The sequence below is a fragment of the Microbacterium sp. lyk4-40-TSB-66 genome (assembly GCF_030209475.1).
Classification (GTDB): Bacteria; Actinomycetota; Actinomycetes; order Actinomycetales; family Microbacteriaceae; genus Microbacterium.
This window is the reverse complement of sequence record NZ_JARVRW010000011.1, coordinates 76459-99972: the sequence shown is the minus strand read 5'-3', so window position 1 is coordinate 99972 and position 23514 is coordinate 76459. Positions and strand designations below refer to the sequence as shown.

At 71.4% G+C, this 23514-nt stretch carries 20 protein-coding genes; 11 read left to right on the top strand and 9 right to left on the bottom strand.

The window, feature by feature from the left end:
• Positions 1-155: 155 nt before the first annotated feature.
• A complete protein-coding gene (locus tag QRO03_RS14080; protein WP_285138102.1) occupies positions 156-2684 on the top strand; it encodes a LuxR C-terminal-related transcriptional regulator in 2529 nt (842 codons plus the stop codon).
• A 218-nt stretch (positions 2685-2902) separates the two neighbouring features.
• Here the strand turns inward: QRO03_RS14080 and QRO03_RS14075 are convergent, their stop codons facing one another.
• Positions 2903-3595, bottom strand: coding sequence for a DUF998 domain-containing protein (locus QRO03_RS14075; RefSeq protein WP_285138101.1), 693 nt, complete (start codon positions 3593-3595; stop codon positions 2903-2905).
• Between the two features lie 567 nt (positions 3596-4162).
• Here QRO03_RS14075 and QRO03_RS14070 point away from each other — a divergent pair.
• Complete coding sequence (locus QRO03_RS14070; protein WP_285138100.1) at positions 4163-5527, top strand: coiled-coil domain-containing protein; 1365 nt, start codon at positions 4163-4165, stop codon at positions 5525-5527.
• Between the two features lie 34 nt (positions 5528-5561).
• A complete protein-coding gene (locus QRO03_RS14065) occupies positions 5562-6500 on the top strand; it encodes an aldo/keto reductase (RefSeq protein WP_285138099.1) in 939 nt (312 codons plus the stop codon).
• A 35-nt stretch (positions 6501-6535) separates the two neighbouring features.
• Here the strand turns inward: QRO03_RS14065 and QRO03_RS14060 are convergent, their stop codons facing one another.
• Positions 6536-7120, bottom strand: a complete 585-nt coding sequence (locus tag QRO03_RS14060; protein ID WP_285138098.1) for a hypothetical protein — start codon at positions 7118-7120, stop codon at positions 6536-6538.
• Between the two features lie 178 nt (positions 7121-7298).
• On the opposite strand from QRO03_RS14060, the gene QRO03_RS14055 reads away from it, so the two are divergent.
• Positions 7299-7511 carry a hypothetical protein gene (locus QRO03_RS14055; RefSeq protein WP_285138097.1) on the top strand — a complete coding sequence of 71 codons (213 nt, stop codon included), beginning with the start codon at positions 7299-7301 and terminating at the stop codon, positions 7509-7511.
• Positions 7512-7652: 141 nt separating this feature from the next.
• Here the strand turns inward: QRO03_RS14055 and QRO03_RS14050 are convergent, their stop codons facing one another.
• Complete coding sequence (locus tag QRO03_RS14050; protein ID WP_285138096.1) at positions 7653-8024, bottom strand: DUF7882 family protein; 372 nt, start codon at positions 8022-8024, stop codon at positions 7653-7655.
• 81 nt (positions 8025-8105) lie between these two features.
• On the opposite strand from QRO03_RS14050, the gene QRO03_RS14045 reads away from it, so the two are divergent.
• Positions 8106-8690: a MarR family winged helix-turn-helix transcriptional regulator gene (locus tag QRO03_RS14045; RefSeq protein ID WP_285138095.1), complete on the top strand. Its 585-nt coding sequence runs from the start codon at positions 8106-8108 to the stop codon at positions 8688-8690.
• Positions 8687-9478: a transglutaminase-like domain-containing protein gene (locus QRO03_RS14040; RefSeq protein ID WP_285138094.1), complete on the top strand. Its 792-nt coding sequence runs from the start codon at positions 8687-8689 to the stop codon at positions 9476-9478. The genes QRO03_RS14045 and QRO03_RS14040 overlap by 4 nt, the downstream gene beginning before the upstream one ends.
• A 52-nt stretch (positions 9479-9530) precedes the next feature.
• Here the strand turns inward: QRO03_RS14040 and QRO03_RS14035 are convergent, their stop codons facing one another.
• Positions 9531-10235 carry an esterase/lipase family protein gene (locus tag QRO03_RS14035; protein ID WP_285138093.1) on the bottom strand — a complete coding sequence of 235 codons (705 nt, stop codon included), beginning with the start codon at positions 10233-10235 and terminating at the stop codon, positions 9531-9533.
• A 120-nt stretch (positions 10236-10355) separates the two neighbouring features.
• Here QRO03_RS14035 and QRO03_RS14030 point away from each other — a divergent pair, with 120 nt between their 5' ends.
• Positions 10356-10601, top strand: coding sequence for a hypothetical protein (locus tag QRO03_RS14030; RefSeq protein ID WP_285138092.1), 246 nt, complete (start codon positions 10356-10358; stop codon positions 10599-10601).
• A gap of 270 nt (positions 10602-10871) precedes the next feature.
• Here the strand turns inward: QRO03_RS14030 and QRO03_RS14025 are convergent, their stop codons facing one another.
• The gene (locus tag QRO03_RS14025; RefSeq protein ID WP_055960171.1) at positions 10872-11060 is read right to left on the bottom strand and encodes a hypothetical protein; all 189 of its coding nucleotides are present in this window, start codon (positions 11058-11060) and stop codon (positions 10872-10874) included.
• A gap of 163 nt (positions 11061-11223) precedes the next feature.
• Positions 11224-13821, bottom strand: coding sequence for an MMPL family transporter (locus QRO03_RS14020; protein WP_285138091.1), 2598 nt, complete (start codon positions 13819-13821; stop codon positions 11224-11226).
• Between the two features lie 118 nt (positions 13822-13939).
• Here QRO03_RS14020 and QRO03_RS14015 point away from each other — a divergent pair, with 118 nt between their 5' ends.
• A complete protein-coding gene (locus QRO03_RS14015) occupies positions 13940-14512 on the top strand; it encodes a TetR/AcrR family transcriptional regulator (protein ID WP_285138090.1) in 573 nt (190 codons plus the stop codon).
• A gap of 65 nt (positions 14513-14577) precedes the next feature.
• Positions 14578-15552, top strand: coding sequence for a LacI family DNA-binding transcriptional regulator (locus QRO03_RS14010; protein ID WP_285138089.1), 975 nt, complete (start codon positions 14578-14580; stop codon positions 15550-15552).
• Positions 15553-15616: 64 nt separating this feature from the next.
• Here QRO03_RS14010 and QRO03_RS14005 read toward each other — a convergent pair whose 3' ends face one another.
• The 3 genes from QRO03_RS14005 to QRO03_RS13995 are packed head-to-tail and all read right to left on the bottom strand — an operon-like array spanning position 15617 to position 19457.
• Positions 15617-17248 carry a glycoside hydrolase family 32 protein gene (locus QRO03_RS14005; protein WP_285138088.1) on the bottom strand — a complete coding sequence of 544 codons (1632 nt, stop codon included), beginning with the start codon at positions 17246-17248 and terminating at the stop codon, positions 15617-15619.
• A complete protein-coding gene (locus QRO03_RS14000; protein ID WP_285138087.1) occupies positions 17245-18333 on the bottom strand; it encodes a hypothetical protein in 1089 nt (362 codons plus the stop codon). Before QRO03_RS14000 ends, QRO03_RS14005 begins: the two co-directional genes overlap by 4 nt.
• A complete protein-coding gene (locus tag QRO03_RS13995) occupies positions 18330-19457 on the bottom strand; it encodes a choice-of-anchor L domain-containing protein (RefSeq protein ID WP_285138086.1) in 1128 nt (375 codons plus the stop codon). The genes QRO03_RS14000 and QRO03_RS13995 overlap by 4 nt, the downstream gene beginning before the upstream one ends.
• 266 nt (positions 19458-19723) lie before the next feature.
• On the opposite strand from QRO03_RS13995, the gene QRO03_RS13990 reads away from it, so the two are divergent.
• A complete protein-coding gene (locus QRO03_RS13990; RefSeq protein WP_285138085.1) occupies positions 19724-21331 on the top strand; it encodes a glycoside hydrolase family 68 protein in 1608 nt (535 codons plus the stop codon).
• A 235-nt stretch (positions 21332-21566) separates the two neighbouring features.
• Complete coding sequence (locus QRO03_RS13985) at positions 21567-23453, top strand: glucose PTS transporter subunit IIA (protein ID WP_285138163.1); 1887 nt, start codon at positions 21567-21569, stop codon at positions 23451-23453.
• Positions 23454-23514 lie beyond the last annotated feature (61 nt).

Genomic DNA, 23514 nt, shown 5'->3' with positions numbered 1-23514 from the left:
CGAAGGCGGCAGAGAACGGGGGTCGGGGCGAACAAAAGGGTGACGCCACGAGGGGTGAGAAGGGGATGACGAGGGGGATGAAAGATGCGTTTTTCGCCCGCTCCCGCTCGTCTTCACCCACAGGATCATCTACACGCGGTGGAGGTCTCGCCGCGATGACGAACCTCTTCGCCCGCCCGAGGAGAGGTCGTCCCGACCACCTGGAGGTATCGATGCTCATCGACGTGGACACCGTTCCCACCGCCGTGCGTGCGGTTCGGCGCATCAGCCGATTCTGGGCCTCACGCACCCATTCCCTCGCCCTTCTGCGCGACGCGCTCACCAGCGACGTGGTGCTGCTGCGGGGACCGGCCGGCGTCGGCAAGACGTCTCTGCTCCGGCAGTTCGCGGCCTCTCTCGACGACGACACCCAGCGCGGCGTCCAGTTCATCGACGGCAGCCTGACCACCCCCGAGAGCATTCCGCAGATCCTCGCGGCGTTCGACGAGGGCCCGAGCGCGCACGTTCTGCTGATCGACAATCACGTCGAGGGAGCGGGGCTGTCGACCGACCACCTGCTGCACCTCCTCCGCTCCGACCCGAACCTGCAGATCGTCGTGGCCACCCGGCAGGCGACGGGGTTGGAGAGCCCGCTGGTCGCCCTCGAGTTCGACGTGCAGGTGATCCCCGCCGAGCACCTGCTCATGACGAGGGACGAGCTCGCGGAGGTCCTGGAACTGAACGGGGTCGCGACGACGGAGGTGGGCATCGACGCGCTCGCAGAGCGCACCCACGGCTGGCCCGCCCTCGTGCAGCTGGCCAGCGCCCGGCTCCGCCTCGAGGGGATGCCGCTGCGCACGCGCGACGAGGCGATGGCGGTGGCCGAGTACGCCAACGCCGCGTTGACCGCGGATCTCGAGCAGCGTCTCGACGTGCCCGTGTCGGATGACGTGCGCCTCCTCGCCGTCGCCCCCCACGTGACCGTGGCGATCGCCGATGCGATGGGGGTGGATCCGCTGTCGGGATCGACGGGCGAGTTGGTCGCCCACCTTCGGGACGCGGGTTTCATGTGGCCGAGTTCGACGCGCCTGACCCTCGCCGAGCCCATCCGGGAGCAGTGGTTGCGGGAGATCACCGAGCGCAGGCCCGACGACGTGGGACGTGCCCGCCTCCGCCTGCTCGCCCACCTCGTCGACGGCGGCGAACCCCTGCTCGCCGCCCAGTTGGCGGCCGACGCGGCCCAGTGGGCGACGCTCGCCGGTGTGCTGCGCTCGTCGGGCCCTGAGATCTGGGCGCGCGACCCGGAGGGTTTCGAGCGGCTGGTCGCGCATCTGCGCGCACACGCGTCCATGACGCCCGCGGTGGTCGACGTCCTGCTGATGCTCGATCCCGTGACGGCGACATCGCTCGACACTCCCGGGCTCGTCGTCACCGCACTCGGTCAGCTCCCGGATGCCAAGAGCGCCGCATCCGGCAACGTCGACGCCCTGATCCTGCGTGTGAGCCTCCTGCGCGCGGCCGGGCGCTTCGCGCTCTCCACCGAAGCGGCGGCGATGCTCGGCGACGTCGTCCGCAGATCGCGGGAGCTGCGCCCCGAGGTCTTCTGCGAGCCCTGGTACCAGATCGGGATGACCGCGTTCGCGATGGGCAAGCTCCGCGACGCGCGCGCGGCGCTCACCCAGGTCGAAGGCGCCGCTCCCCCGGCCCGTCGCATGCGCGCCCGCGGCGTCATCGCGATCCTCGACCTGCTCGAGGGAGACGTGCGAGGCGCGCGTCAGGTGCTGACCCCCGGCAGGGACGACAACTGGCGCGTCTCCCCGTGGGGGGAGGGCATCCGACTCGCGGAAGCGTGGTTGCAGCTGGAGGCGGGGGACGCAGCGGGTGCGCGCGCACTGCTCGACGGCATCCCGGCGACGGCGGGAGCCCGCGAGCTGTGGCCGTTCGCGGCCGGGGTGCACGCTCTGTCGTTCCTGCTGTCGGGGTCGGCGTCCGACGCGCTCGGACTCCTGCGCACCTGGATGGTGCGGGCCCGGAGCACGCCACCCTCCCACTACCAGTCCACCCAGATCCTCACCGCGCGGGCCAAGGTCCTCATCGCCCTCCGCCAGGCCCGGAAAGCCCTCTCCCTGTTCGAGGGACCGTTCGCTCTCGCGTCGACGACGGCACCGGCGATCGCCCTGTCTCAGCTGTACGCGGGACGGGCGCATGAAGCCTTCGTGATGAGCGTCAAGTGGGGGCTGCACCACGAGCCTGCGCCGCGGGCCGCGCTCGAGAGTCTCGTCGTGAGCGTCGTGGCGGACGTGCGCTTGAACGGCGTGGCCGCGCACCGCACAGCAGCGCAGCGGGCAGAAGCCCTGAGTGCGCGATACGACCTGTGGAGTCCGTGGAGTGCCGTCGCGCCGGAGGATCGGGCGCTCGTGCTGCAGATGCTCTCGCCCGCCTCGAGGGACGAGATCACCCGCAGATGCTCGTTTTTCGCCTCATCGGTCAGCGTCCCGCACCTGACGAAGCGCGAGCAGGTGGTCCTCGTGCACCTCACCCCGACGTCGACCATCGCCGATATCGCGAGGGCCCTCGTGGTCTCGCCCAACACGGTCAAGACGCAGTTGCAGAGTCTCTATCGGAAGCTCGGTGTCTCCGACCGATCGAGCGCGATCAGGGCCGCCCACGCCTGGGGGCTCATCGAGACCGATCCGGAGGGGTGAGCGCGCGGTCGCGGCGGCGGCGTCGCCGCGACCGCGCCCCGATCACGCGAGCGATCGCGAGCACGATCAGGACGACGACGACCCCGGGCACGGACAGCGGAACACCGGCGCCGCGGAGCACGAGAAGGATGACGACGAACGATGCGAGGGGGAGAACCCAGGACAGCACCAGACGGAGGCGCCGGAGTCGGAGGGGCGCACTCCCTCGGCGACCGCCGTCAGCCATCGGATCGTGCGGCGGTCCGGCGCGACGCGCGATGATCAGCGGCCACCTGCAGGCCGAAGACCCCGAACCAGGCGATGGCGAGCGTGGCGGCGGTGAATTCCAGGTTGCCGCCGAGGACGGTGTCGCCCTTGAACAGGGCGATCATGGCGCCCGTGAGCGAGGTGGCACCCACCGCGACCAGGGTGACGATGCTGGCCGCCCGCATCCACGGACGACGACGGAGCGCGGCGACCTGACCCATGGCCACGATCGCCAGCACGAAGCCCAGCACCGCGAACGAGATGTGCACGAAGTCCTGCACCAAGGCGCCGGGTGTGAAGGGAACGGGGCAGCCCGGCGAACAGGTGACAACGGATGCCACCCCGAAGCACAGGCCGCACACCAGGAGGGTCGTCGCCACCGGCCACCCCACCACGTACCCGGCCCCGCGGGTGAGAGTGGCGCGGTCGACCAGGACCGCCGCCACCGCCAAGAGCAGAAGCGCAAGATTGAACAGCGGCGCGGTCGGCATCCCCGTCGCCCCGAGCTGACTGACGTAGTGCACGGTAGGGTCGCCCGCCCGACAGATCCAGATGAGGGCGGCACTGGCGAAAGCGGAGATCGCGCCGAAGAGAGCCAGCCGCGCCGGGCGTGCGGTCCCGTGCCCGGATTGCGCGTCGACGGGCCGTTCGAGAGTGTCGGTCATCGGCTCCTCCTGGTCGGGCTCGGCCACCCTATCGTCTCCTCCCGCCCGCTCTCGGTGGAGCGAGGTGATCTGTCCCTCGACGCGGGTGATTTCGCGCCGGGGCGTCCGCGCGGACGGACGCCCCGCACCAAGCTGGACGGGCGGGCAGAGCGAACGCGTCGCCTGCGAGCCGGGGGGCCGCACCGCTGGACGCCGCTCTGCCCGCACCTCTCCCCCGCAGGACCCTCTCGCACCCCCTGGCGAATCGTCCGCGCCTCCCCGGGGGGAGAACGGTTCCGTCGTGGGCGAGGACGCCCCCGAGGGGCGAACCCACGGGTGAGAAAAGGGCCCCGTCCCGCAGTTGCCACCCCCGGGTATGCCAGCCTCGACATCGAGCGGTCGTCGAGTGGTTCTCCCCCAAGACCCGCCTCTGCGAAAGCGATCGCTCTCCCCGATGCGCGGTCCCGCGGCTCCGGCACCCGAGCCCGGGACCGCGCATTCCTTACGGACCGGCGTCTCAGCCGACGCGCCTGGCCCTTGCGACCCGAGCGACGTCCGGCACGGGCGTCCGAACCGAGGAGGACTCCCGTGACAGAGAGCGACGAACCCGACGGCACGCGACGTGATCGCGGGTCCGCTCCGGTGGGCACCGGGGCCGGCGCGTCTCTGCTGGACGCGCTGCTGAATCAGACCGGATCGGACGATCGACCCGCACCGGCATTCCCCGTCGGCTTCCGCGGCTACGACCGTGAGGCCGTCGACGATGCCGTTCGCGATCTCGGCGAGCGCGTGGCACGTGCCACCGCGGACGCACGCGAAGCGAAACGACACGCGGAAGCGGTCTTCGCCCAGCAACGAGCCGAGCACGATCGGGAGCTCGAGGAGTCCGCGCGTCTGCGCGCCGAAGAGACCGCCGCCCTGCAGGAGCAGGCGCGTGAGGCCGCGGCACGCGCGGCGGATGCCGAGATGCGGGTGACGGCGCTGTCGGCGGAGTTCGCCGCGGGCCGCAGCGAGCATCCCGACCCGCAGCAGGAACGCCAGCAGTTCGATGCGATCCTGCGCGTGGCCGAGGAGCAGGCGTCCGTGCTGGTGCAGAACGCCGTCGCCCAGGCGGAGAGACTGCTCGCGAGCGCGCGCGACGAAGCGGCATCCCTGCGCGAAGAGGCCGTCGCCGAACAGACGCGACTGCGCGCCGAGGCGCACCACGATGCAGATCAGGTGCGCCTGCGGATCGAGACGGAGGCGACGGCGCACGCGGCACGCCTCGACCGCGAGAGCGCGCACGCGGCGGAGCGCGTCGCTCAGGCCGAGCGCGAGGCCGCCGCCGTGCGCACCGAATCCGAGAGGGGCGCCGCGGCGCTGCGGTCGATGGTGTCGCGCGAGACGAGCGAGCTCCGATCCGCGGCGGAGCGCGACGTGCGCGAGATGACCGCGCGCGTGCTGGAGTTCGAAGAGTCCCTCACCCGACGTCAGGACGAAGCGCAGCAGGAGTTCCTCGTTCTGCACAATCAGGCTGTGGCGCACGCCGAGCGCATCACGGAGGACGCGAACGAGCAGGTGGCCGCCGCCCTCGAGCACGCGCGGCGTATCAGTGCACGAGCCGACGACTTCGAGCGGCTCGCCCGCGCCCAGGCCCAGCAGGTCGAAGCCGACGCGCAGGTGCGAGCCCGCGAGATCCTCGACGACGCAGGAGAGAAGGCGAAGCGCATCGCCGACACGATCACCTCGCACAGCGTCGGGGTGCTGCGCGACGCGGAGGACCGCGCCCGCGACCTGCGCTGGCAGCAGCAGCAGCTCGGCAGCTTCCTGGCCGAGATGAACGAGTTGCTGCGCGCCGTGCCCCGAGGCTCGCACACCCCGAACGATCAGCCTCTCGAAGGCGCGTCTGAGGGGGCGACGACCGACACACCGACGACGGAGGCCGACCCGCCGGGTACCGATCGGGAGGAGTGAGCCGTCGCGTCGTTCCGCGCATTAGCGTGGGACGATGCGAAACGTTCCCCTCGGCACCACCGGCTCGACCGCCCCCAACGTCGTCGCCGGCATGATGCGCATCGACGACAAGACCGACGACGAGGTTCGGGCGCTCTACGGCGCCGCGCGCGACGCCGGGATCGACTTCTTCGATCACGCGGACATCTACGCGCGCTCCCTGCACTCCGCCGAGGAACGGTTCGCCGATGCCCTGCGGTTGAACGCCGCCGAACGCGGCGAGATCCGGCTGCAGACGAAGGCGGGCATCGTGCGGGAGGGACCGTACTTCGACTTCTCCTACGAACACCTCGTGTCCTCCGTGGAGGCGTCGCTGCGCGCCCTGCGGACGGACTACGTCGACGTCCTCCTGCTGCATCGTCCCGACGCGCTCGTCGAGCCGGACGAGGTCGCGCGCGCCTTCGACCATCTCGAGAGCTCGGGCATGGTGCGGGCGTTCGGTGTGTCGAATCACACGCCTCGCCAGATCGACCTGCTGCGGACCGCCGTACGTCAGCCCCTCGTCGCCAACCAGGTGCAGTTGTCGATCGCCCACGCCCCCGTCGTGGTGCAGGGACTCGCCGCGAACATGGAGAGCGCCCCGCAGTCGTCGGTGCGGGACGGCGGCGGACTCGTCGAGTACTGCCGGATCGAGGGCATCACGCTCCAGGCCTGGTCCCCCCTGCAGGGAACCCGAGGAGGCGGAGGCGTCTTCCTGGGGCACCCCGAGTACGCCGAGTTGAACGCCGTCATCGATCGACTCGCCGAGAAGTACGGCGTCCCGCCCCTCGCGATCGCGGTCGCCTGGATCACCCGGCATCCGGCGGGCATGCAGGTCGTCCTCGGCACGACGAACCCTGCTCGGGTCACCGATGCGGCCGCCGGATCCGACCTCCCGTTGACGCGGGCCGAGTGGTACGGGCTCGTCCGGGCGGCGGGATACGTCGTCCCCTGACAACGCGTACGGCGCGTCGGCGGCGAGATCCCGCCTCAGTCGCCGCGGCGTCGTCTGCGCCCGCGGCTGATGACGATGACGCCCCCGACGACGATGATCGCGGCCGCGATCAGCGGGATCAGCACGAACGCGAAGCGGCCCGCCTCGGCCTCGGAGTCGGGTTCGGCCTGGGCCGAGTCATCCGCTCCGGTTGTCGCCGGCGTCGCCGTGGGCGTGGAGCTGCCGCTCGTCGGAGCCGGTTCCGCCGACGCCGCCGAGACGGAGACGGTGACCTCGGCGAGCACCGACTCTCCGGTGCCGACCGCGACGACGATGTCGCCCGAGCGGGTCGGGGTGAACTCCACCACGGCGGACCCGTCCGAGACGGGCACGGCGGCGGTCGTCGCACCGGTTTCGGCGCCGTCGCCGGAGAACGCCCCGGCACTCGGGTCGTCGATTCCGAACGTGGCCGACTCGAGGCCGCCGAGGCCCGACGCGGTGATCGTCGTCACCTCGCCGATGGCGGGGGACGAAGGTGCGGCGACGATGGCGGGGGTCGCAGCCGCCGACGCGGGTGAGGGAGCGTTGGTGAGCGCGGCGAGCAAGACGGCCACGGCCAGCGGAGATGTTCTGATTCGCACGGGAATCCCTTCGTCGGTCCGCGCCACGCTAATGACGCTCTGCCGTCCGCGATCGACCATGGACGGACACGCGGCCGCAGGGTATGAGGGCCGTCTGATGTGCTCGCCTAAGCTGGCCGCAGCCCTGAGGGAGGGAGACCGGATGAGGACGCCGACGCGCTTGCCCCTGGGTGCCGTCTTGAGCGCGATCTCCGCGGCGATCTGCGCGGTGCCGACCCTGGTCCTGCCGGCGGATTCGCCGAACGCGCCGAAGGTTGCTCTGCTCGCGGTCGCCACCGTCATCTTCATCGTCGGCGTCGCACGGGTACGCAGCGAAGAAGGGCCACGCCCGCACACCGACCACATGGCCGACCGGACCGAGGACCCTATCGGCGACCCACCTCGCGGGTGAGGAGACGAGGGAGCGCCACGAGTCAGCGGGACGGCATGCCGACGGTGTCGGCACCGACGACGGCGATCGGTTCGGTCGGAGTGTCCCATGCCGAACCGACGAGTGCGACGGTCGCGGCCGGCCCGGCCCACGCCGGACCGGTCACGCGGCGCGGGCGAGGGTCCGCGCGCTCTTCGCGCGAGCCGGAGCGGCGGGAGCCGGTGCCGCGGAGAGCTCGTCGATCGCGACGTCGAGGCTGAGGCCGCGCGAGGAATTCGCGTCGTTCGCCATGCGCTTCAACAGGTTCTGGTCGAGCGACTCCGGCTGCTCCGAGTCGAAGACGAAACGCAGCGGGATCGACGGCTGCAGCCAGATGGTGGAGCGGCCCACGGGCTCGTCGGCCCCGTGCACCCACGAGAGGGTGAAGCTCTCGCCACGGCGCAGCTTGGTCGCCACGACCACTTTGACGTGAGCCAGAACGCGATCGTCGACGCTGATCGGCGCGGTGGTCGTGCCGTAGTAGAGCTTCGCCATGATGTACCCCTCTGCTCGTTGCTTACGTTTCAACTTACTAAGTAGACTAGCGAATAGGCAAGCGAGATATTAGGAGAGACGATGTCGACCCACACGCCATCACCTCCGTCGTACTGGTACAGCGAGAGCGCGGACGACGACCGTGGAGCACGGATCATGGAGGCCATGCGTTCGTACCGCACCGCCGAGATGGCCATGCGCCGCCGGACGCAGGCATCGATGTCGATGAGCGAGAACGAACTGCTCGTCCTGCGCGTGCTCACCCGCGCCGCGGCATCCGCGCTCGAGGTGACCCCCATCGACCTCGCGCGGCACCTCGGCGTGTCGACCGCGTCGGTCACGGCCCTTCTCGACAGACTCGAATGCTCGGGTCACCTCCAGCGGCGACCCCACCCGACCGACCGGCGAAAGGTCCTGGTCTCCACGACCGGGCACGCCGACGTCGAGATGCACGACACCCTCTCGGCCCTGCACGCGCGCATGATGCAGGCCACTCGCGGCATGAGCGAAAGCGAGACCGCGGCGGTGACGTCGTTCCTGCACCGCATGCGCTGCGCGGTCGCCGACGGGTGCGATGCCGCGGGTGACGGATGCTGCGCGGTGAGATCGATGGCCCGCCCCGCCCTCCTCCCCGACGCCGACGCGGTCCCGGGCGCGGCCGCGTGAACGCCTCGGTCACGGCGGGAGTCGTCCTGCGCGTCGACGACGAGGCGGAGGTGATCCTGTCGATAGCCCCGGCCTCCGGCTGGGTCATCGAGGAGCACCTGCAGATCACCGTCGAGGGCCGAGCGGTGCCGCACCGGGAGCAGGCCGACGCCCACGGCACGCGGCTCCATCGCGCGACGCTGCCCGTGGGCACCGCGATCATCGACTATCGCGCACAGGTCTCACCGCCCACCGCACCGGCCGAGTCCGACGACGTCGACGCCGTGCGCTATCTCCGGCCGAGTCGATACGTGCCGTCCGACGAGCTCGGCGAGGCGGCATCCCTCTTCTCCGAACTGAGTCCCCGCGAGACGGTGAAGCGGGTGCCGGCGTGGGTGTCGGAGCGTCTCTCCTACGTCCCCGGGTCGAGCGGACCGACCGACACCGCCATCGACACCCTCCGGGCGCGAGAGGGCGTCTGCCGCGACTACGCCCATCTGACCCTCGCTCTTCTGCGTGCGAGCGGCGTGCCGGCGCGACTGGTCTCGGCCTACGCACCGGGCCTCGAGCCCATGGACTTCCACGCGGTGGTCGAGGCCTTCGTAGACGGACGTTGGGAGGTCGTGGATGCCACCCGGCTGGCGCCCCGCGACCACCTGGTGCGCATCGCGACCGGCAGGGACGCGGCCGACACCGCATTCCTCACGACCCTCTCGGGTGCTCTCACCCTGGAGTCCGTCGAGGTCACGGCCGTCGCGACGGGCGACCTCGTCGCCGACGACCACGTCCGATCCGTGCTGGTGCGCTGACGCGGGCGGCCGGACTCCCCCACCGCGTCGACGGCCGGTCGACCGCGGTCTCCTATTCGGCGACCCGGACGACTTCGGCGATGACCCGGGGGTCGGCGAGGATACGGAAGTGTCCGCCGTCCGCCAGGCGCACGTTGCGCGCTCCCGCGAGTTCGCTGCCCTCCGGGATATGCGGGTCGAAGGTCCCGTAGATCGACACGATCCGCGCGTTGGCGTCGGCCGCCGCGGCGAGCGCGCGCATCGTGGCATCGCCCGACGCGAAGGCCCGCAGCGAGGGAGTGGGCATCAGCCGGCTGTAGCGCGATCCACCGAAGGGCGTGGCGACGGCGACCATCGCCCGCACCCGCGAACCGGCCGGGTGGAACGCCATGACGTGTTTGCCAATCAGTCCGCCCTTGCTGTGCGCGACGAGCACGACGTCGTCCAGGCCGCGCGTGAGGAGCAGGACGGCGACGCGAGAGGCCTGCTCGGCGATCGGACGACGGTTGTCACCGAGCTCGTCGACGACGTACACCGGGTGGCCGCGTTCGTGCAGGGCGCGGGCGAGGGGCTCGAGGAAGCGCCAGGTCTCGTAGATGCCCGGGAGCAGCACGATGGGAGTGCCCTCCCCCTCCGACAGAGCCTCGGGTCCCTCCCGACCCACGAGAGCGCGCCATTGGCCGCGGAGCGCGTACGCGTAGTCCTGCACCCACCACCGCAGGTCGCGCACAGCGACGCCGAGCCTCGTTCCCCCGCGTCTCCCGGCATCCCTCGACATACGACCATCCTCGCCACGACCCTGCGGGGGAACAGCCGGGTTGCGCCACCGGCGCCGCACACGCATGCCTCGGGCGCAACCCCGGAAATGTGTCCGCGGGCCCGTCCTATCGTGTCGGCCATGGACATCTCAGACATCCGCTGGAACGAACCCGCACGCCAGAAGATCCTCGACGACGCCGACAACGTCCTGCGCGAGGCGGTCGTCGCGATCGCCCGCGAGAACGAGGGCATCTCGTCGGATGAGGCCTTCGCCCAGATCAACGCGCGCATCAAGGACCGCTTCATCGACTACGAGCCCGGCCCCGACATCCGCACCTACGCCGATGCCATCGCCGCCGGCGAGATCCCGACCGACGCCGGGTGAGCCTCCGCTCCCGGGCGCCGCGTCGTGCGCCCGGGGGCAACGCCCAGTGCCGCCGCGCCGGCGCCCGGGAGCGATGTCCGCGCCGCCTTCGGATTGCCTGAGATCAGGCCGGTACGGCGCCGGAGCGGCGTACTCTTCCTATACCCCGCCCCGCCATCGTCGGCGCGGATGACGCCGCTCTGGCGTCCTCGATGACCCTCGCCCGTCGAGCCTTACCCCCACGTGGCTCCGGACGAGGGTCGTCGTCCGTCTGCGTGGGTACGCGCTTCTTCAGCGATCCTCGCCGTAGCCGCGGATGCTGCGGAGGTCGTCCTTCAGGTCTTCGGTGGGCAGTCCCTCGTCGGCGACGGCCGCGTCGGCGGCCCGCTGCTCTCGCGCGCCGTCCTTCTTCTCCTCCACGCCGGCGTCGGTGGCGCCGTCCATGACGGGGGCGTCCTGGGTCTCTTCGCGATCAGTCATCATCGTCCTCCTCGGAACAGGTGTGATCGGAATCCTCGCGCACCGCCGCCTCCCCGAGATGGGGCTTGCGCGCGGTCGGCCCGGTGCGACGGAGGTGCGCGGGGCACCCGCGCGATCGGCCTGGCGCCCCCTTGAGACACGAGAGCGGCCGGACCGCTGGATCTCAGTGGTGCGCGGGATGCCGCCGCTCGAGCGCAGACCCCTCGACGTCGACGTTGGGGATGATGCGGTCGAGCCAGCGCGGCAGCCACCAGGCCGACCCGCCCAGCACGTGCATGACGGCCGGCATGAGCAGCATCCGCACGATGAAGGCATCGAACAGGACGCCCAGGGCGAGGCCGAGGCCCATCGACTTGATGATCACGGAGTCGGAGGCGATGAAGCCCGAGAACACCGCGATCATGATGATCGCGGCCGCGGCGACCACCGTGCGGCCGGCGCGGAAGCCCTGCGCCACCGCCAGGCGCGGTGCCGCCCCGTGCGCCCAGGCCTCTCGCATCCCGGTGGCGAGGAAGAGCTGATAGTCCATCGCGAGGCCGAACAGGATGCCGACGAGGATCACCGGCAGGAAGCTGAGGATGGGGCCGGGGTTGTGCACACCCAGAAGCCCTCCCAGCCAGCCCCACTGGAACACCGCCGTCACCGCGCCGTACGTGGCGAAGAGGGAGAGGACGAAGCCGGCGGTGGCGATGAGGGGAACCAGGAGCGAGCGGAACACCATGATCATGATGAGGAACGACAGCCCGACGACGACGACGAGGTAGATCGGCAGGACGTCCGCCAGTCCCTCGGAGATGTCGATGTTGATGGCGGCTGCGCCCGCGACGCCGAGTTCGATGTCGCCGTCCACGGGAGGCAGTGCCCGGAGGTCCCGCACGAGCTGCTCGGTCGACACCGCGTTCGGGCCCTCTTGCGGGATCACCTGGAAGGCCGCCAGCGTGCGGTCGTCGGAGACGGCGACGGGGGCGACCGCCGCGACGTCGTCCTGCGCGAACAGCTCCCGGGCGACCTCGAGCTGCAGTCCTTGCACGTCGGCCTCGGCGGTGCCGGCGGGGAGTGCCGCGGTGACGAGCAACGGGGCGTTCGCGCCGGCTCCGAAGGCGTCCTCGGTCCAGGTGAAGGCGTGGTAAGCGGTGGAGTCCTCCGCCTCGGACCCGCCGTCGGGGAGCCCCAGCCGCATCGACAGCGCGGGGATGGCCACCACCAGCAAGGCGGCGACGGCCACCACCATGGTCACGATGGCGCGAAGGGTCGACATCGGCTTCGCCTTCGTCGCGGTGGGCACGGCACCCGTGCGGGCGGCGCGGCGGGGGTGCTCCCCGGCATCCACGACGGGGGCGCCCGCGCGGGCGGCGCGGCGAGGGTGCGTCGCCTCGCCCGCCACCGTGACGCGCGACCGGGCACGGCGGCTGAGGATGCGAAGTCCCGCCAGCCCGAGCAGCGCCGGCGTCAGCGACACCGCGATCAGGACGGCGACGAAGACGCTCACCGCACCCGCCGTGCCCATCAGTCCCAGGAACGGGATGCCGGTGATGTTCAGGGCGAGGAGCGCGACGATGACCGTCATGCCGGCGAAGACGACGGCGTTGCCCGCCGTGCCGTTCGCGAGGCCGATCGACTCGACCACGTCGGCACCCTGCAGCAGCTGTCGACGGTGGCGGTACAGGATGAACAGCGCGTAGTCGATGCCCACCGCCAGGCCGAGCATCACGCCGAGGATCGGGGTGACGGACGCCATCTGCACGAGCCCCGAGAACGACAGCGTGGCCATGGCCCCGATGGCGACGCCGACGAGTGCCGTGATGATCGGGAAGGACGCCGCCAGGAGCGATCCGAGCACCACGATCAGGACGATCGCGGCGACGGCGACGCCGATGGCCTCGCCCACGCCGAGGATCTCGGGCACGCCCTGCGAGATCTCGGTGTTGAACGCGACGTCGACCCCGTCGACCGGGTCGGCGGTGAAGTGCTCGACGACCGCCTCCTTCGAGGATTCCGAGAGCTCCAGCCGCGGCTCCCCGAACGAGACGTTGACGATCGCGGTCGACCCGTCGTCGGAGACGAGCCGGATGGCATCCGCGAACGAGAGCAGTTCGGCGCCCTCGGCGAGCTGCGTCTCCTGCGCGGAGATCTGCGCGAGGCCGTCGGTGATCTGGGTCTGCTGCTGCGCGAGCGCGGCGCGTTGCTGATCGAGCTGACTCTGCTGCTGATCGAGCTCGTCGAGCTGCGCCTGCTTCTGGGCGTCGGGCAGGGGCGCCGCGTCGAGCTGCGCGCGCCCGGCGTCGAGCTGCTGCTGCCCCTGGTCGAGCTGTGCGGAGCCGGCGTCGAGCTGCGCCTGGCCCGACTCGGCCTGGGCACGGGCGTCGTCGAGCTGCTGACGACCGTCGACGACCTGCTGGCGCTGCGTGTCGAGCTGCGCCTGCGTGGCGAACGGGTCGGTCACGCGCGCGACATCGGGGAGGTCTCCCGCCGAGTCGACGAGGGCGGTGATGTCGCTCTTCTGGGCGTCGGTGAGGGCCGACCCGTCGGCGGTGCGGAAGACGACCGCGCCGGACGCACCGCTGAAGTCGGGGAGTTCGTCCTGCAGTTCCGCGATGACGTCTCCGGATGCCGTGCCCGGGATGTCGAAGCTGGAACTCAGTCCCTTGAAACCGAGCGCGAAGCCCCCCACGACGACCCCGAGGATCACCACCCACGCGACGATCACGGTCCATGCGCGGCGAGCGGCGAAGGTTCCGAGACGGTGCAGCAGTTCGGCCATGCGGGGTTCCTCTCGTGCGGTGCGCGCGAGGGAGCACCGTCGGCTCCGACCAGTCCCGGCAAAGATAACACGCACCGTCTCGTCTTGATCGCGGTCGACATCGCGCACAATGTGTGACATGGCTCTTCCGCGCAGTGGTCCCGTCCGCAGCGAAGCTGCGCGCCTGGCGATCCTGGAGGCTGCCGCCTCCCTGTTCGCCGAGAGCGGGTACGAGCACTTGACGATGGAGGGCATCGCGCGCCGCGCGGGCGTGGGCAAGCAGACGATCTACCGGTGGTGGCCGACCAAGGGCGACGTGATCGCCGAGGCGATCCTCGAGGGTCGTCTGCTCGGCGGGCGCCGCGACCTCCCCGACACCGGCGACGCCCGCACCGATCTCGCCGCGTGGCTCACCGATCTGTTCACCCTGCGCGCGAGTCCCGACGGCGAGGGTCTGCTGCGCTCGCTGGTCGCCGCCGCGGCAGGGAGCGCCGAGACCGGGCGACGCCTCCGCGCCGAGATCCTCGCGGCACCCCTCATCGACCGACTCTCGCAGGCCATGGGCGGCGTCGGCGGCGCGCGACTCGACGCCGCGGCCGACGCTCTGGTGGGAGCCGTGATCCTCCGCGCGCTCAGCCGCGAGGACTTCGACCACGACGACATGCTCGTGCTCGTCGACGCGATCGTGGGAGAGCGCACTCCCCCGCGCTGACGGTCGGCCCCGCGCAGTGGGATAGCGTCGAAGCGTCATCCCTCCCTCGACCCGATGAGCATCCGATGAGCCGACCCAAGCTGCAGGACGTCGCCGCGCGCGCCGGCGTCTCGGTGACCACCGTCTCGCGCGTGCTCAACAACCGGGGCTACCTCAGCGACGACATCAAACGTCGCGTCGACGATGCGGTGTCGGAGCTCGGCTACCGCCCGAACGAGATCGCCCGCTCGCTCATCGGTCAGCGTTCGACCCTCGTGGGCCTGATCGTCCCCACGGTCGCCGATCCGTTCTTCGGCGAGCTGGCGTCGCACGTCGAGGGGGCCCTCGCGACGCGCGGCTACAAGATGCTGCTGTGCGACTGCCACGATACGCCCGAGCGCGAGGAGAGATACCTCGAGCTGTTGCAGGGCAACCGGGTCGACGGGATCATCACCTCCACGCACAACCGCGATATCGCCGGCTACGGGCGTGCGGACCTGCCCATCGTGGCGATCGACCGCCGCCTGGGCGAGAACATCCCCACCGTGCACAGCGACAACCGCACCGGCGGAGTGCTCGCCACCGAGCACCTCATCGCCCGCGGATCGCGCTCCGCCGTGCACCTCACGGCCACCGATCACTCGGGCAACCAGCGCGCGGCGGCCTACCGCGAGCGCATGCGCGCGCACGGCCTCGAACCGCGTGTCATGGCCTACGGCTACGACACCTCGCTCGACGAACGTCGAGCCGCGATCGAGACCTGGCTGACGGTGAACGCCTGCGACGGCGTCTTCGCCAGCGACGACCTCACCGCCCTGATGGCGCTGGAATGGGCGCGCAAGACCGGGCGCCGAGTCCCCGACGACCTGCGGATCGTCGGCTACGACGGAGCATCGGCGCTGCAGCTGGCCGTACCCGGCCTCACCACCGTCCGCCAACCCATCGAGCGGATGGCGACGCGAGCGGTCGACCTGCTCCTCGAGCGGATGACGGATGCCACGGGCGGCGCCGCAGCGGAGCAACCGCTGCCGGTGGCGCTTCGCCATGGCTGGACGTCCTGAACCCCTCCACCGCCGAGGGGTGGTCGCGGCCGCACCGGGTGGGGGTTGCGGTGCGGCCGCGAGCCTACGGGGCGCTCGGATCGTTGACGGCGAGCGGCGTCACCGAGAGGTCCCGGATGCTGATCGCCCCGCGCGTCGCCTCCGCGGTGACGCCGGCGCGGGCGTCGGCGTATGCCGCCGAGGTCAGCGAGGCACGCCCGTCGCCCGTGAACACCTCGATCGAGGAGGCGTCGACGAGGATGTCGAGGACGATCGAGCCCTCGGCATCCACCGGGGCGGTACGGATCTCCCGATACGTCTCGGGCATGGCATCCGCCACCGCGTCCTGTCGTCGATCGAGGAAGATCACCCCCGCGTCGGAGTCGTAACCGACGGTCACCTCCGCGTCGGCGGAGCCGAATCGCAGGCGCAGCTCGCCCCCGTCCGGCGCGTCGACCCGGGCACGCAGGCGATAGGCGCCCGTGCGCGGTTGTGCGGGCAGGTCGACGATCCCGCCGGGGGCGACAGCGAGGTCGGGCGCCGTCGCGGGCTCGCCCTGCCGCGCGTCCAGGGCGGCGACGGGCTGCGACAGCAGGCTGAGGCGTCCGTCGACCTCGCGCAGGACGATCTCACGGGTGGTCGAGAGCGATCCGCCCTGCCAGCTCCCACCGGGCAGGTCACGGGCATAGGCCCAGTTGTTGATCCAGCCGAGGGCGAACCGGCGCTCCAGCCGGCCCTCGTCGCCGTCGCGCGGGTCGTCCCAGGTCACGGCGGCGTAGAAGTCGGCGCCCCCGTCGAGCCACTGCGGCTCGTCGGTGTCGGCGACGAAGCGCTCCCCGTCCCACGCGCCCGTCCAATACGCGAAGCCGGTCGTCCCGCCCTCTCGGGAGGCATCCGCGCTCGCGCCCAGCACCCATGTGCGCCGGCCCGAGTCGGGATCGACCATCTCGAAGAGGTCGGGGCACTCGAGCAGGCCGTAGTCGGTGCGTACGAAGTCGGAGACGTAGGTCCACTCGCGGAGGTCGGGCGAGGTGTAGAACCCGAGGCGCTCCCCCTCGGCGAGCACCATCACCCACTTCTCACGGGCGTCGTCCCACACGATCTTCGGATCGCGCCAGTCGGTGGTGCCGGGATTGTCCATGACCGGGTTCCCCTCGTAGTTCTGGAACGTGAGACCGCCGTCGGTGGAGGAGAACAACGACTGGCGCTGCACGCCGTCGTCCTGCTGGGTGGTGAGCGCGACGATCGCGCCCGCACCGAATCCGGCCGTGTTGCGTTCGTCGACGACGGCGCTGCCGGTGAGGATGTCGCCCAGACCGTTGCGGTACTTCTCGATCGCGACGCCGCGGTTCTTCCACGTGACCATGTCGGTGGAGGTGGCCAGGTGCCACTCGGTGCCGTTCCCCTCCGGGTAATCGGCGTTGTAGAGGTAGTAGAGGCGCCACTCGCCGTCGACGAAGACGGGGCGCTGGGGATCGTTGATCCAGTGCTGCTCCGGGGTCAGGTGGAACGTCGGGCGGAACCGCTCCCACCCCTCGGGCGTGGCGAACGCGTCCGCCGTCGGGGTCGGGGAGGGCTGCGGCGTCGGCTCGTCGGCGCGCGGCAGCAGCACGATCACGAGCGCGACCACGACGACGGCCGCGACGATCGAGGCGACCAGGATGCCGATGCGTCGACCGCGCGTGCGGCGGACGGGGCGAGGGTCGATTCCCATCATGCGCGTCTCCTGTTCCCTCGTCGGTGGGCAGCCGTCGCGGCACCGGCCACCAGCAGAGCGGCACCGAGGCCGAGGGGCAGCGCGGCATCCGTTCCGGTCTCCGCGAGGCGGTCGGGGAGATTCGGACCGGGCGTCGGGGTGTCGATGACCGGGGGCACGGCGGGGGTCGGCGAGGGAGGGGGCACGACCGTCAGACGGGGTTCCAGGGAGAGCGTGCGGGTCGACTCTCCGGCGACGGAGCGCTTCGCGGTGAAGTCCCCCGTGTTCGACACCTCGGTCGCGGCCTCGTCGAGGATCGTCTCGAGGGTGATCTGGACGATCTCATCACCGATGTCTTCGACGTGAACGCTCACCTCGGCGTCGCCGCAGGAGACGGTCACACGCTCAGCGGGCACATCGGTCGCTCCCACGAGGTAGCCCGTCGCGGGGTCGGTCTCGCCCGCCGCGCGGACACCGACGCCCGCAGCACAGTCGACCCGCTGGCCGGGGCCGGGGCGGTCGACGACGTCGAGCGAGTCCCAGGGCCCTCGCGGCGATTCGAGCACCCAGCGGGCGCGTGTCTCGGTCTCATCCGTCCACGCGCCGTACTTGTTGCCGCGCGAACGGTCGGGGGCGCCGTAGAACGGCCCGGGCTCTTCGCCCGGGCGGAGGGTCGCATCCGCGCCGGATGCGACGGTCTCCACCGTCGGGGGTGCCTGGTCGAGCACTGAGCGCACGACCACCTCGCCGCGCCGGTGGGCGGGGTCGGCGGCGGCGGCGGTCAGCTCGATCGCGGCGGACCCGGCGGCGTCGATGCGCACGACGCCGATCGACACCCCGGTCGAGGCGATCCAGTCGGCTCCCGCCACAGCCCCCGCGTGCTCGGGCAGCGACAACGTCACCACGTCACCGGGCGCCGCGTCGGCGGGCAGTTCCCACCGCACGTCCGAGACCGTCTCGGCGCCGTCGCGCGTCACCGTGACGTCGGCCGGAAGCGGCACCACCGTCAGAGCGTTCGCGGGGACGGCGAGGAGAGTCGAGCCGAGGACGACGCCGCCGGTGACGACGAGCGAGCGGGCGAGGAGACGGGAGCCGACGCGGATCACTGCTCGCTCACCTCACGGGCGGTCCGACGGCGACGCGAGATGACCAGGGCAGCGGCCCCCGCGCCTACGGCGGCGACCGCCAGGCCCGCACCGGTGACCAACGACGCCGAATCCACACCGGTCACGGCCAACGGCGAACCGGGTCGCGTGGAGCCGGCGGCGGGTCCGTTCACCGACGCGGGGACGGGGACGGACGTCGCGGCGGGGCCGGCGGTGGGCTGAGCCTCGGTGGGCGACGGCGAGGGAGAGGGCTGCGCGGGCCCGGGAACCGAGGTGATGCCGTTCGCGGCGAGCAGCAGCGTCGAGTCGAGCTGACCGTCGACCGTGTCGGCGACCGCGGCGACCACCTCGACCGGCTGCCCGGGGGTGACGGCGGTGGTGCAGGTCAGCGCGACGGAGTAACCGTTCATCTCCGTGTCGGCCCCACCCGGCGCACCATCGGCGGTCAGGTTCGACACGTAGAGCTGAGAGCGCGTGTCGGCGTTGATGCTGGTGACGCCCACCGGCACGTCGCCGACCGTCGAGCACAGGCGTCCGTCGACGTACACGCCGAACGCGTCGGTGTAGTCGCGCTCGGCCCAGCCCGCGTACTCCTCGCTACCGATGTGGTAAACGATTGTCAGCTTTTCGCCTTCGGGTACGACGGTGAGACGGAGTTCCGCCGCGTCGTACGTGGTGGTCGCGAACGACGACTCGAGCAGGGCCGAGCCCGGCCCGCCCAGGTCGCCCGTGGTCGTGAGCTTGGCGTTGGGGCCGACCAGCGAGGACGACGTGAAGTCCACGTCGGCCGCGGCCGTCGGGTCGGCGGCGCGCAGCGAGCCGGTACTCAGCGCGACACCCGCGAACGGTCCGGCGGGGAGCCCGAGGTCGAGACCGTCGACGGTTGCGGCCTGCACGGTCCGCCCGAGCGAGAGCGTGGCGGACGACAGCGAGACGTGCTCGCCGACCAGGGAATTCGCGGCGGTTGCGGCATCCTGGCCCTCGAGGGTGGCGACTGTGGCGGCGGCGTGCGCGGGAGCCGCGGCCAGGAGGACGATCGCGGCCGACGAAGCGGCCGCGGCCGCCACCGCGAAGGGGACGCGCCGCGCAGGAGTCCTGCGGGCGGAGGGGACGAGCTGGGTCATGACACTCCTGTGATTGCGATGGGCGCGACGAATGCGGGTCTTTTCGACCGGGTTCACGTCGTCGCGAAGAGGTGGCTGGTGCGGACTCAGACGACCGCGAGAGGAGGGATGCCACGGAGCACGCCACGCGGCGGCTCGAGGTCGAGAGTGCCAGAGATCCTGGGCGAACACAAATTATGTCAATCGTTTGACAGAAACCGCAGGGGCTCCTACGCTGATCGACGAGGAGAAGGATCCACGTCTTGCGAACGAGAAAGCAGAACGACGTGACCACCACGCACAACCGAGCGGGGCGCACGCGCTTCCGGCTCGCGGCGATCGCCGCTGTGATCGCCACCACCGCCGCTCTCGCGGCGGGCGCACCCGCCCAAGCCGAACCCGCGCCCGAGGCCGTCGCGGGCTACCCCGCACCGACGGAGCACACCCAGAAGGCCTACGACCCCGAAGACGACTTCACCGCCAAGTGGACCCGCGCCGATGCGCGGCAGATCCAGGCGATGAGCGATCCCACGGCCGCGTCGCGCGAGAACTCCCTGCCCGAGGAGTACACGATGCCGACGGTGCCCCAGGACTTCCCCGACATGAGCAACGAGGAGGTGTGGGTCTGGGACAGCTGGACCCTCACCGACGGCACCTCCGCCCAGCCCAGCTTCAAGGGATGGGAGGTCGTCTTCTCGCTCGTCGCCGACCGCAAGCTCGGCTTCGACGACCGCCACACCTACGCCAAGCTCGGCTACTTCTTCCGTAAGGCCGACGTCGCCGAGCGGCCCGAGGACGGCGGCTGGACGTACGGCGGACTGGTGTTCCCCGACGGCGCGTCCGGCGCGATCTTCGAGGACCAGTCCTTCAGCCACCAGACCGAGTGGTCGGGCTCGACGCGCATCTTCGACGGCAACAAGCTGCGCATCTTCTACACCGCGGTGGCGTTCTACCGCAACGAGGACGGCTCCAACCGCAAGCCGTACGACCCGCGCCTCGTCCAGAGCGAGGGGCGCCTGTTCGCCGATGAGAACGGCGTCTGGATGACGGGCTTCCGCGACCAGCACGACATGCTGCAGGCCGACGGCGAGTACTACCAGACCGGTGCGCAGAACGAGTTCTTCAACTTCCGCGACCCGTTCACCTTCGAGGACCCGGCCCACCCGGGCAAGACCTACATGGTGTTCGAGGGCAACTCCGCGGTCGCCCGCGGCGAGCGCGCGTGCACCGAGGAAGACATGGGCTACGCCCCCGGCGACCCGCACGCGGAGACCGCCGACGAGGCGATGGACAAGGGCGCGCACTTCCAGATGGCGAACGTCGGCCTCGCGGTCGCCGAGAACGCCGCCCTCACCGAGTGGCGCTTCCTGCCGCCGATCCTGTCGGCCAACTGCGTGAACGACCAGACCGAGCGCCCCCAGATCTACATCAAGGACGGCAAGTACTACCTGTTCACAATCACGCACCGCGGGACGTACGCCGCCGGCATCGACGGCCCCGAGGGCGTCTACGGCTTCGTCGGAGACGGCATCCGCAGCGACTTCGAGCCCGTGAACCGCGGCTCGGGACTCGCCCTCGGAAGCCCCTCGAACCTGAACTTCCCCGCGGGCACCCCCTTCGCCCCGAACCCCGATCAGCACCCGGGACAGTTCCAGGCCTACTCGCACTACGTCATGCCCGACGGCCTCGTGCAGTCGTTCATCGACACGATCGGCACGAGCGACGACTTCGTGCGCGGCGGCACCCTCGCCCCGACGGTGCGCCTCGACATCGAGGGCGAGGACGTGACGGTCGATCGCTCGTACGGCACGAACGGGCTCGGCGAATGGGCCGACATCCCCTCGGGCTACGCGCACGAGATCGCCGGCACGTCCGACCCGCGCCCGATCGGCTGATCCACCGCCCGTTCGGGGGTCCTGCACCCCCGAACGGGCACCCCACCCCGCGAGATGAGACACCCCACCTCGGTCGACGGGGCACCGCACCCCGGGAACGGGGCTCCGCTACGGCGGGGCCCCGTTCCGCCTTTCCAGGGACAGGGGGATGCCTACGTCGACGGCGCGAGGAGTCCGGACGCGTACGCTGGCTTTCACCACCCCTGGGGAGGAGTGGTGAGGGGTCCGGGTGCCGATGGATGCCATGTCGATGGCGGACGCGATCCTCCGCGCCCTCGGCGGCACGGAGAACGTCGGGACGGCGACGCACTGCGCCACGCGCCTGCGGGTCACCCCCCGCGAGCTCTCGCGGGTGGACACCGCAGCCCTCGACGCCGTCCCCGGCGTGCTGGCCGCGCAGGTGGTCGGCGAGCAGGTGCAGATCGTGGTGGGACCGGGGCGCGTCGACGACGTCGCGGACGCTCTGGATCGTCGGCTCGCGCCGCCCGCCGCGGCATCCGTCCGCCCGCTTCCGACGCGGGCGATCAGCGTGCTGGTCGACGTCTTCACTCCCCTGCTGCCCGCCTTCGTCGCCGGCGGACTGCTCACGGCGCTCCACAACGTCCTCGCCGGGCCCGGGGCCTTCGGCGACCTCGCGGTGGTGGATGCCGTGCCGTGGCTGCGCGGACCGGTGGCCCTCTTGGGCCTGCTGGGAGCGGCCGTCTTCGCGCTGCTGCCCGTTCTCCTGGGCTTCTCGGCCGCGGGGCGCTTCGGCGGCAGCCCGTATCTGGGGGCGGCGATGGGGGCGGCGCTCGTGGCCGCTCCCGGTCTCGCGGCCGACTCCGCCCTTCCCGCCATCCATCTCGCCCCCGACACGGGGTGGGTGATCGCGGGGGTCGACGTGCTCGCCATCGACTACCAGGGCACGGTTCTGCCGATCATCGCGATCTGCTTCGTGCTCGCCCGGCTCGAGCGGTTCTTCGGCCGTCGGATGCGGGGATCCGCGCGTCTGCTGCTCGTCCCCCTGCTGACCCTGCTGACGACCGGCCTGCTCGCCTTCCTCGTCCTCGGACCGGCGTTGCGCTTCACCGCGGACGCCGCCGCGGTGGGCATGGAGTGGCTGTACAGCAGCGCCGGGCTCCTCGGCGGCACCGTCGTGGGCGCCGTGTACTCCCCGCTCGTCGTGACCGGGCTGCACCAGGGCCTCATCGCCATCGAGCTCGGGCTGCTCTCGACCGGCGGCTCGTTCATCTTCCCCGTCGCCGCCGCCGCCAACGTCGCCCAGGCCGCGGCGACACTGGCCGTGTGGGTGTCGGCGCGTCGGGGTTCGCGGTTGCGGGCGCTGGCGGCGACGGCGACCGCCCCGGCCGCGCTCGGCATCGCCGAGCCCGCGATGTTCGGCGTGACCCTGCGACTGCGGGTGCCGTTCGCCATCGCGGTGGGGGCGACGGCGATCTCCGCGACCCTGCTCGCCGCCTTCCGCGTGGAGGCCGTGACCCTGGGGGCCGCGGGCGTCTTCGGCTTCCTGTCGATCGCTCCCGGTCGGGTGGGACCGTTCCTGCTGTGCCTCGGCGTCTCGATCGTGCTGTCGTTCACCGGGACGCTGGTGTGGGCGCGGTGGCGACGGCGACGTGGACGCCCCCTCGAGGGGGACGGGGCCACCGAGCCGCGCGACGACTCGGTCGTGCGCTCCCCCGTCTCGGGCACCCGCGTCGAGGTGTCGACCCTGGCCGATCCGGCGTTCGCCGCGAGCGCGCTGGGCCCGACCTCGGCGGTCACCCCCGCCTCCGGGCTCGTGTCGTCGCCCGCGGAGGGGACGGTCAGCGCGATCGCCGCCGCCTCCCACGCTTACGGCGTCACCACCGACGACGGCACGGAACTCCTCGTGCACGTCGGCATCGACACGGTGCGGCTGGGAGGGCGCGGGTTCCGACCGCTCGTGCGCGTCGGCGACCGGGTGTCACCGGGCGACGCGCTCGTGCACGTCGACCTCGCGGCCGTCATGGCGGCGGGGTTGGATCCGGTGGTGCTCACGATCGTCACGAATGCCGACGAACGGGCGTTCAGCTCCGTCGAGGGGTCGCAGGACGTCACCGCGGGGACACCCGTGCTGCGCCGGACGACTTCCCACGACGAAATTTGATTAACCGCTTGACCATCTCTCGGAGAGCTTGCTAGCTTCTGCGTAACCGATTAACCACACG

What these genes read in the sequence shown, in the direction of transcription:
- QRO03_RS14050 (WP_285138096.1), bottom strand. Translation starts at nt 8,024, where the DNA reads ATGGCGAAGCTCTACTACGGCACGACCACCGCGCCGATCAGCGTCGAC.
- QRO03_RS13985 (WP_285138163.1), top strand. Translation starts at nt 21,567, where the DNA reads ATGGATGCCATGTCGATGGCGGACGCGATCCTCCGCGCCCTCGGCGGC.
- QRO03_RS14080 (WP_285138102.1), top strand. Translation starts at nt 156, where the DNA reads ATGACGAACCTCTTCGCCCGCCCGAGGAGAGGTCGTCCCGACCACCTG.
- QRO03_RS14010 (WP_285138089.1), top strand. Translation starts at nt 14,578, where the DNA reads ATGAGCCGACCCAAGCTGCAGGACGTCGCCGCGCGCGCCGGCGTCTCG.
- QRO03_RS14045 (WP_285138095.1), top strand. Translation starts at nt 8,106, where the DNA reads ATGTCGACCCACACGCCATCACCTCCGTCGTACTGGTACAGCGAGAGC.
- QRO03_RS14035 (WP_285138093.1), bottom strand. Translation starts at nt 10,235, where the DNA reads ATGTCGAGGGATGCCGGGAGACGCGGGGGAACGAGGCTCGGCGTCGCT.
- QRO03_RS14020 (WP_285138091.1), bottom strand. Translation starts at nt 13,821, where the DNA reads ATGGCCGAACTGCTGCACCGTCTCGGAACCTTCGCCGCTCGCCGCGCA.
- QRO03_RS14030 (WP_285138092.1), top strand. Translation starts at nt 10,356, where the DNA reads ATGGACATCTCAGACATCCGCTGGAACGAACCCGCACGCCAGAAGATC.
- QRO03_RS14015 (WP_285138090.1), top strand. Translation starts at nt 13,940, where the DNA reads ATGGCTCTTCCGCGCAGTGGTCCCGTCCGCAGCGAAGCTGCGCGCCTG.
- QRO03_RS14065 (WP_285138099.1), top strand. Translation starts at nt 5,562, where the DNA reads ATGCGAAACGTTCCCCTCGGCACCACCGGCTCGACCGCCCCCAACGTC.
- QRO03_RS14075 (WP_285138101.1), bottom strand. Translation starts at nt 3,595, where the DNA reads ATGACCGACACTCTCGAACGGCCCGTCGACGCGCAATCCGGGCACGGG.
- QRO03_RS13995 (WP_285138086.1), bottom strand. Translation starts at nt 19,457, where the DNA reads ATGACCCAGCTCGTCCCCTCCGCCCGCAGGACTCCTGCGCGGCGCGTC.
- QRO03_RS14025 (WP_055960171.1), bottom strand. Translation starts at nt 11,060, where the DNA reads ATGACTGATCGCGAAGAGACCCAGGACGCCCCCGTCATGGACGGCGCC.
- QRO03_RS14005 (WP_285138088.1), bottom strand. Translation starts at nt 17,248, where the DNA reads ATGATGGGAATCGACCCTCGCCCCGTCCGCCGCACGCGCGGTCGACGC.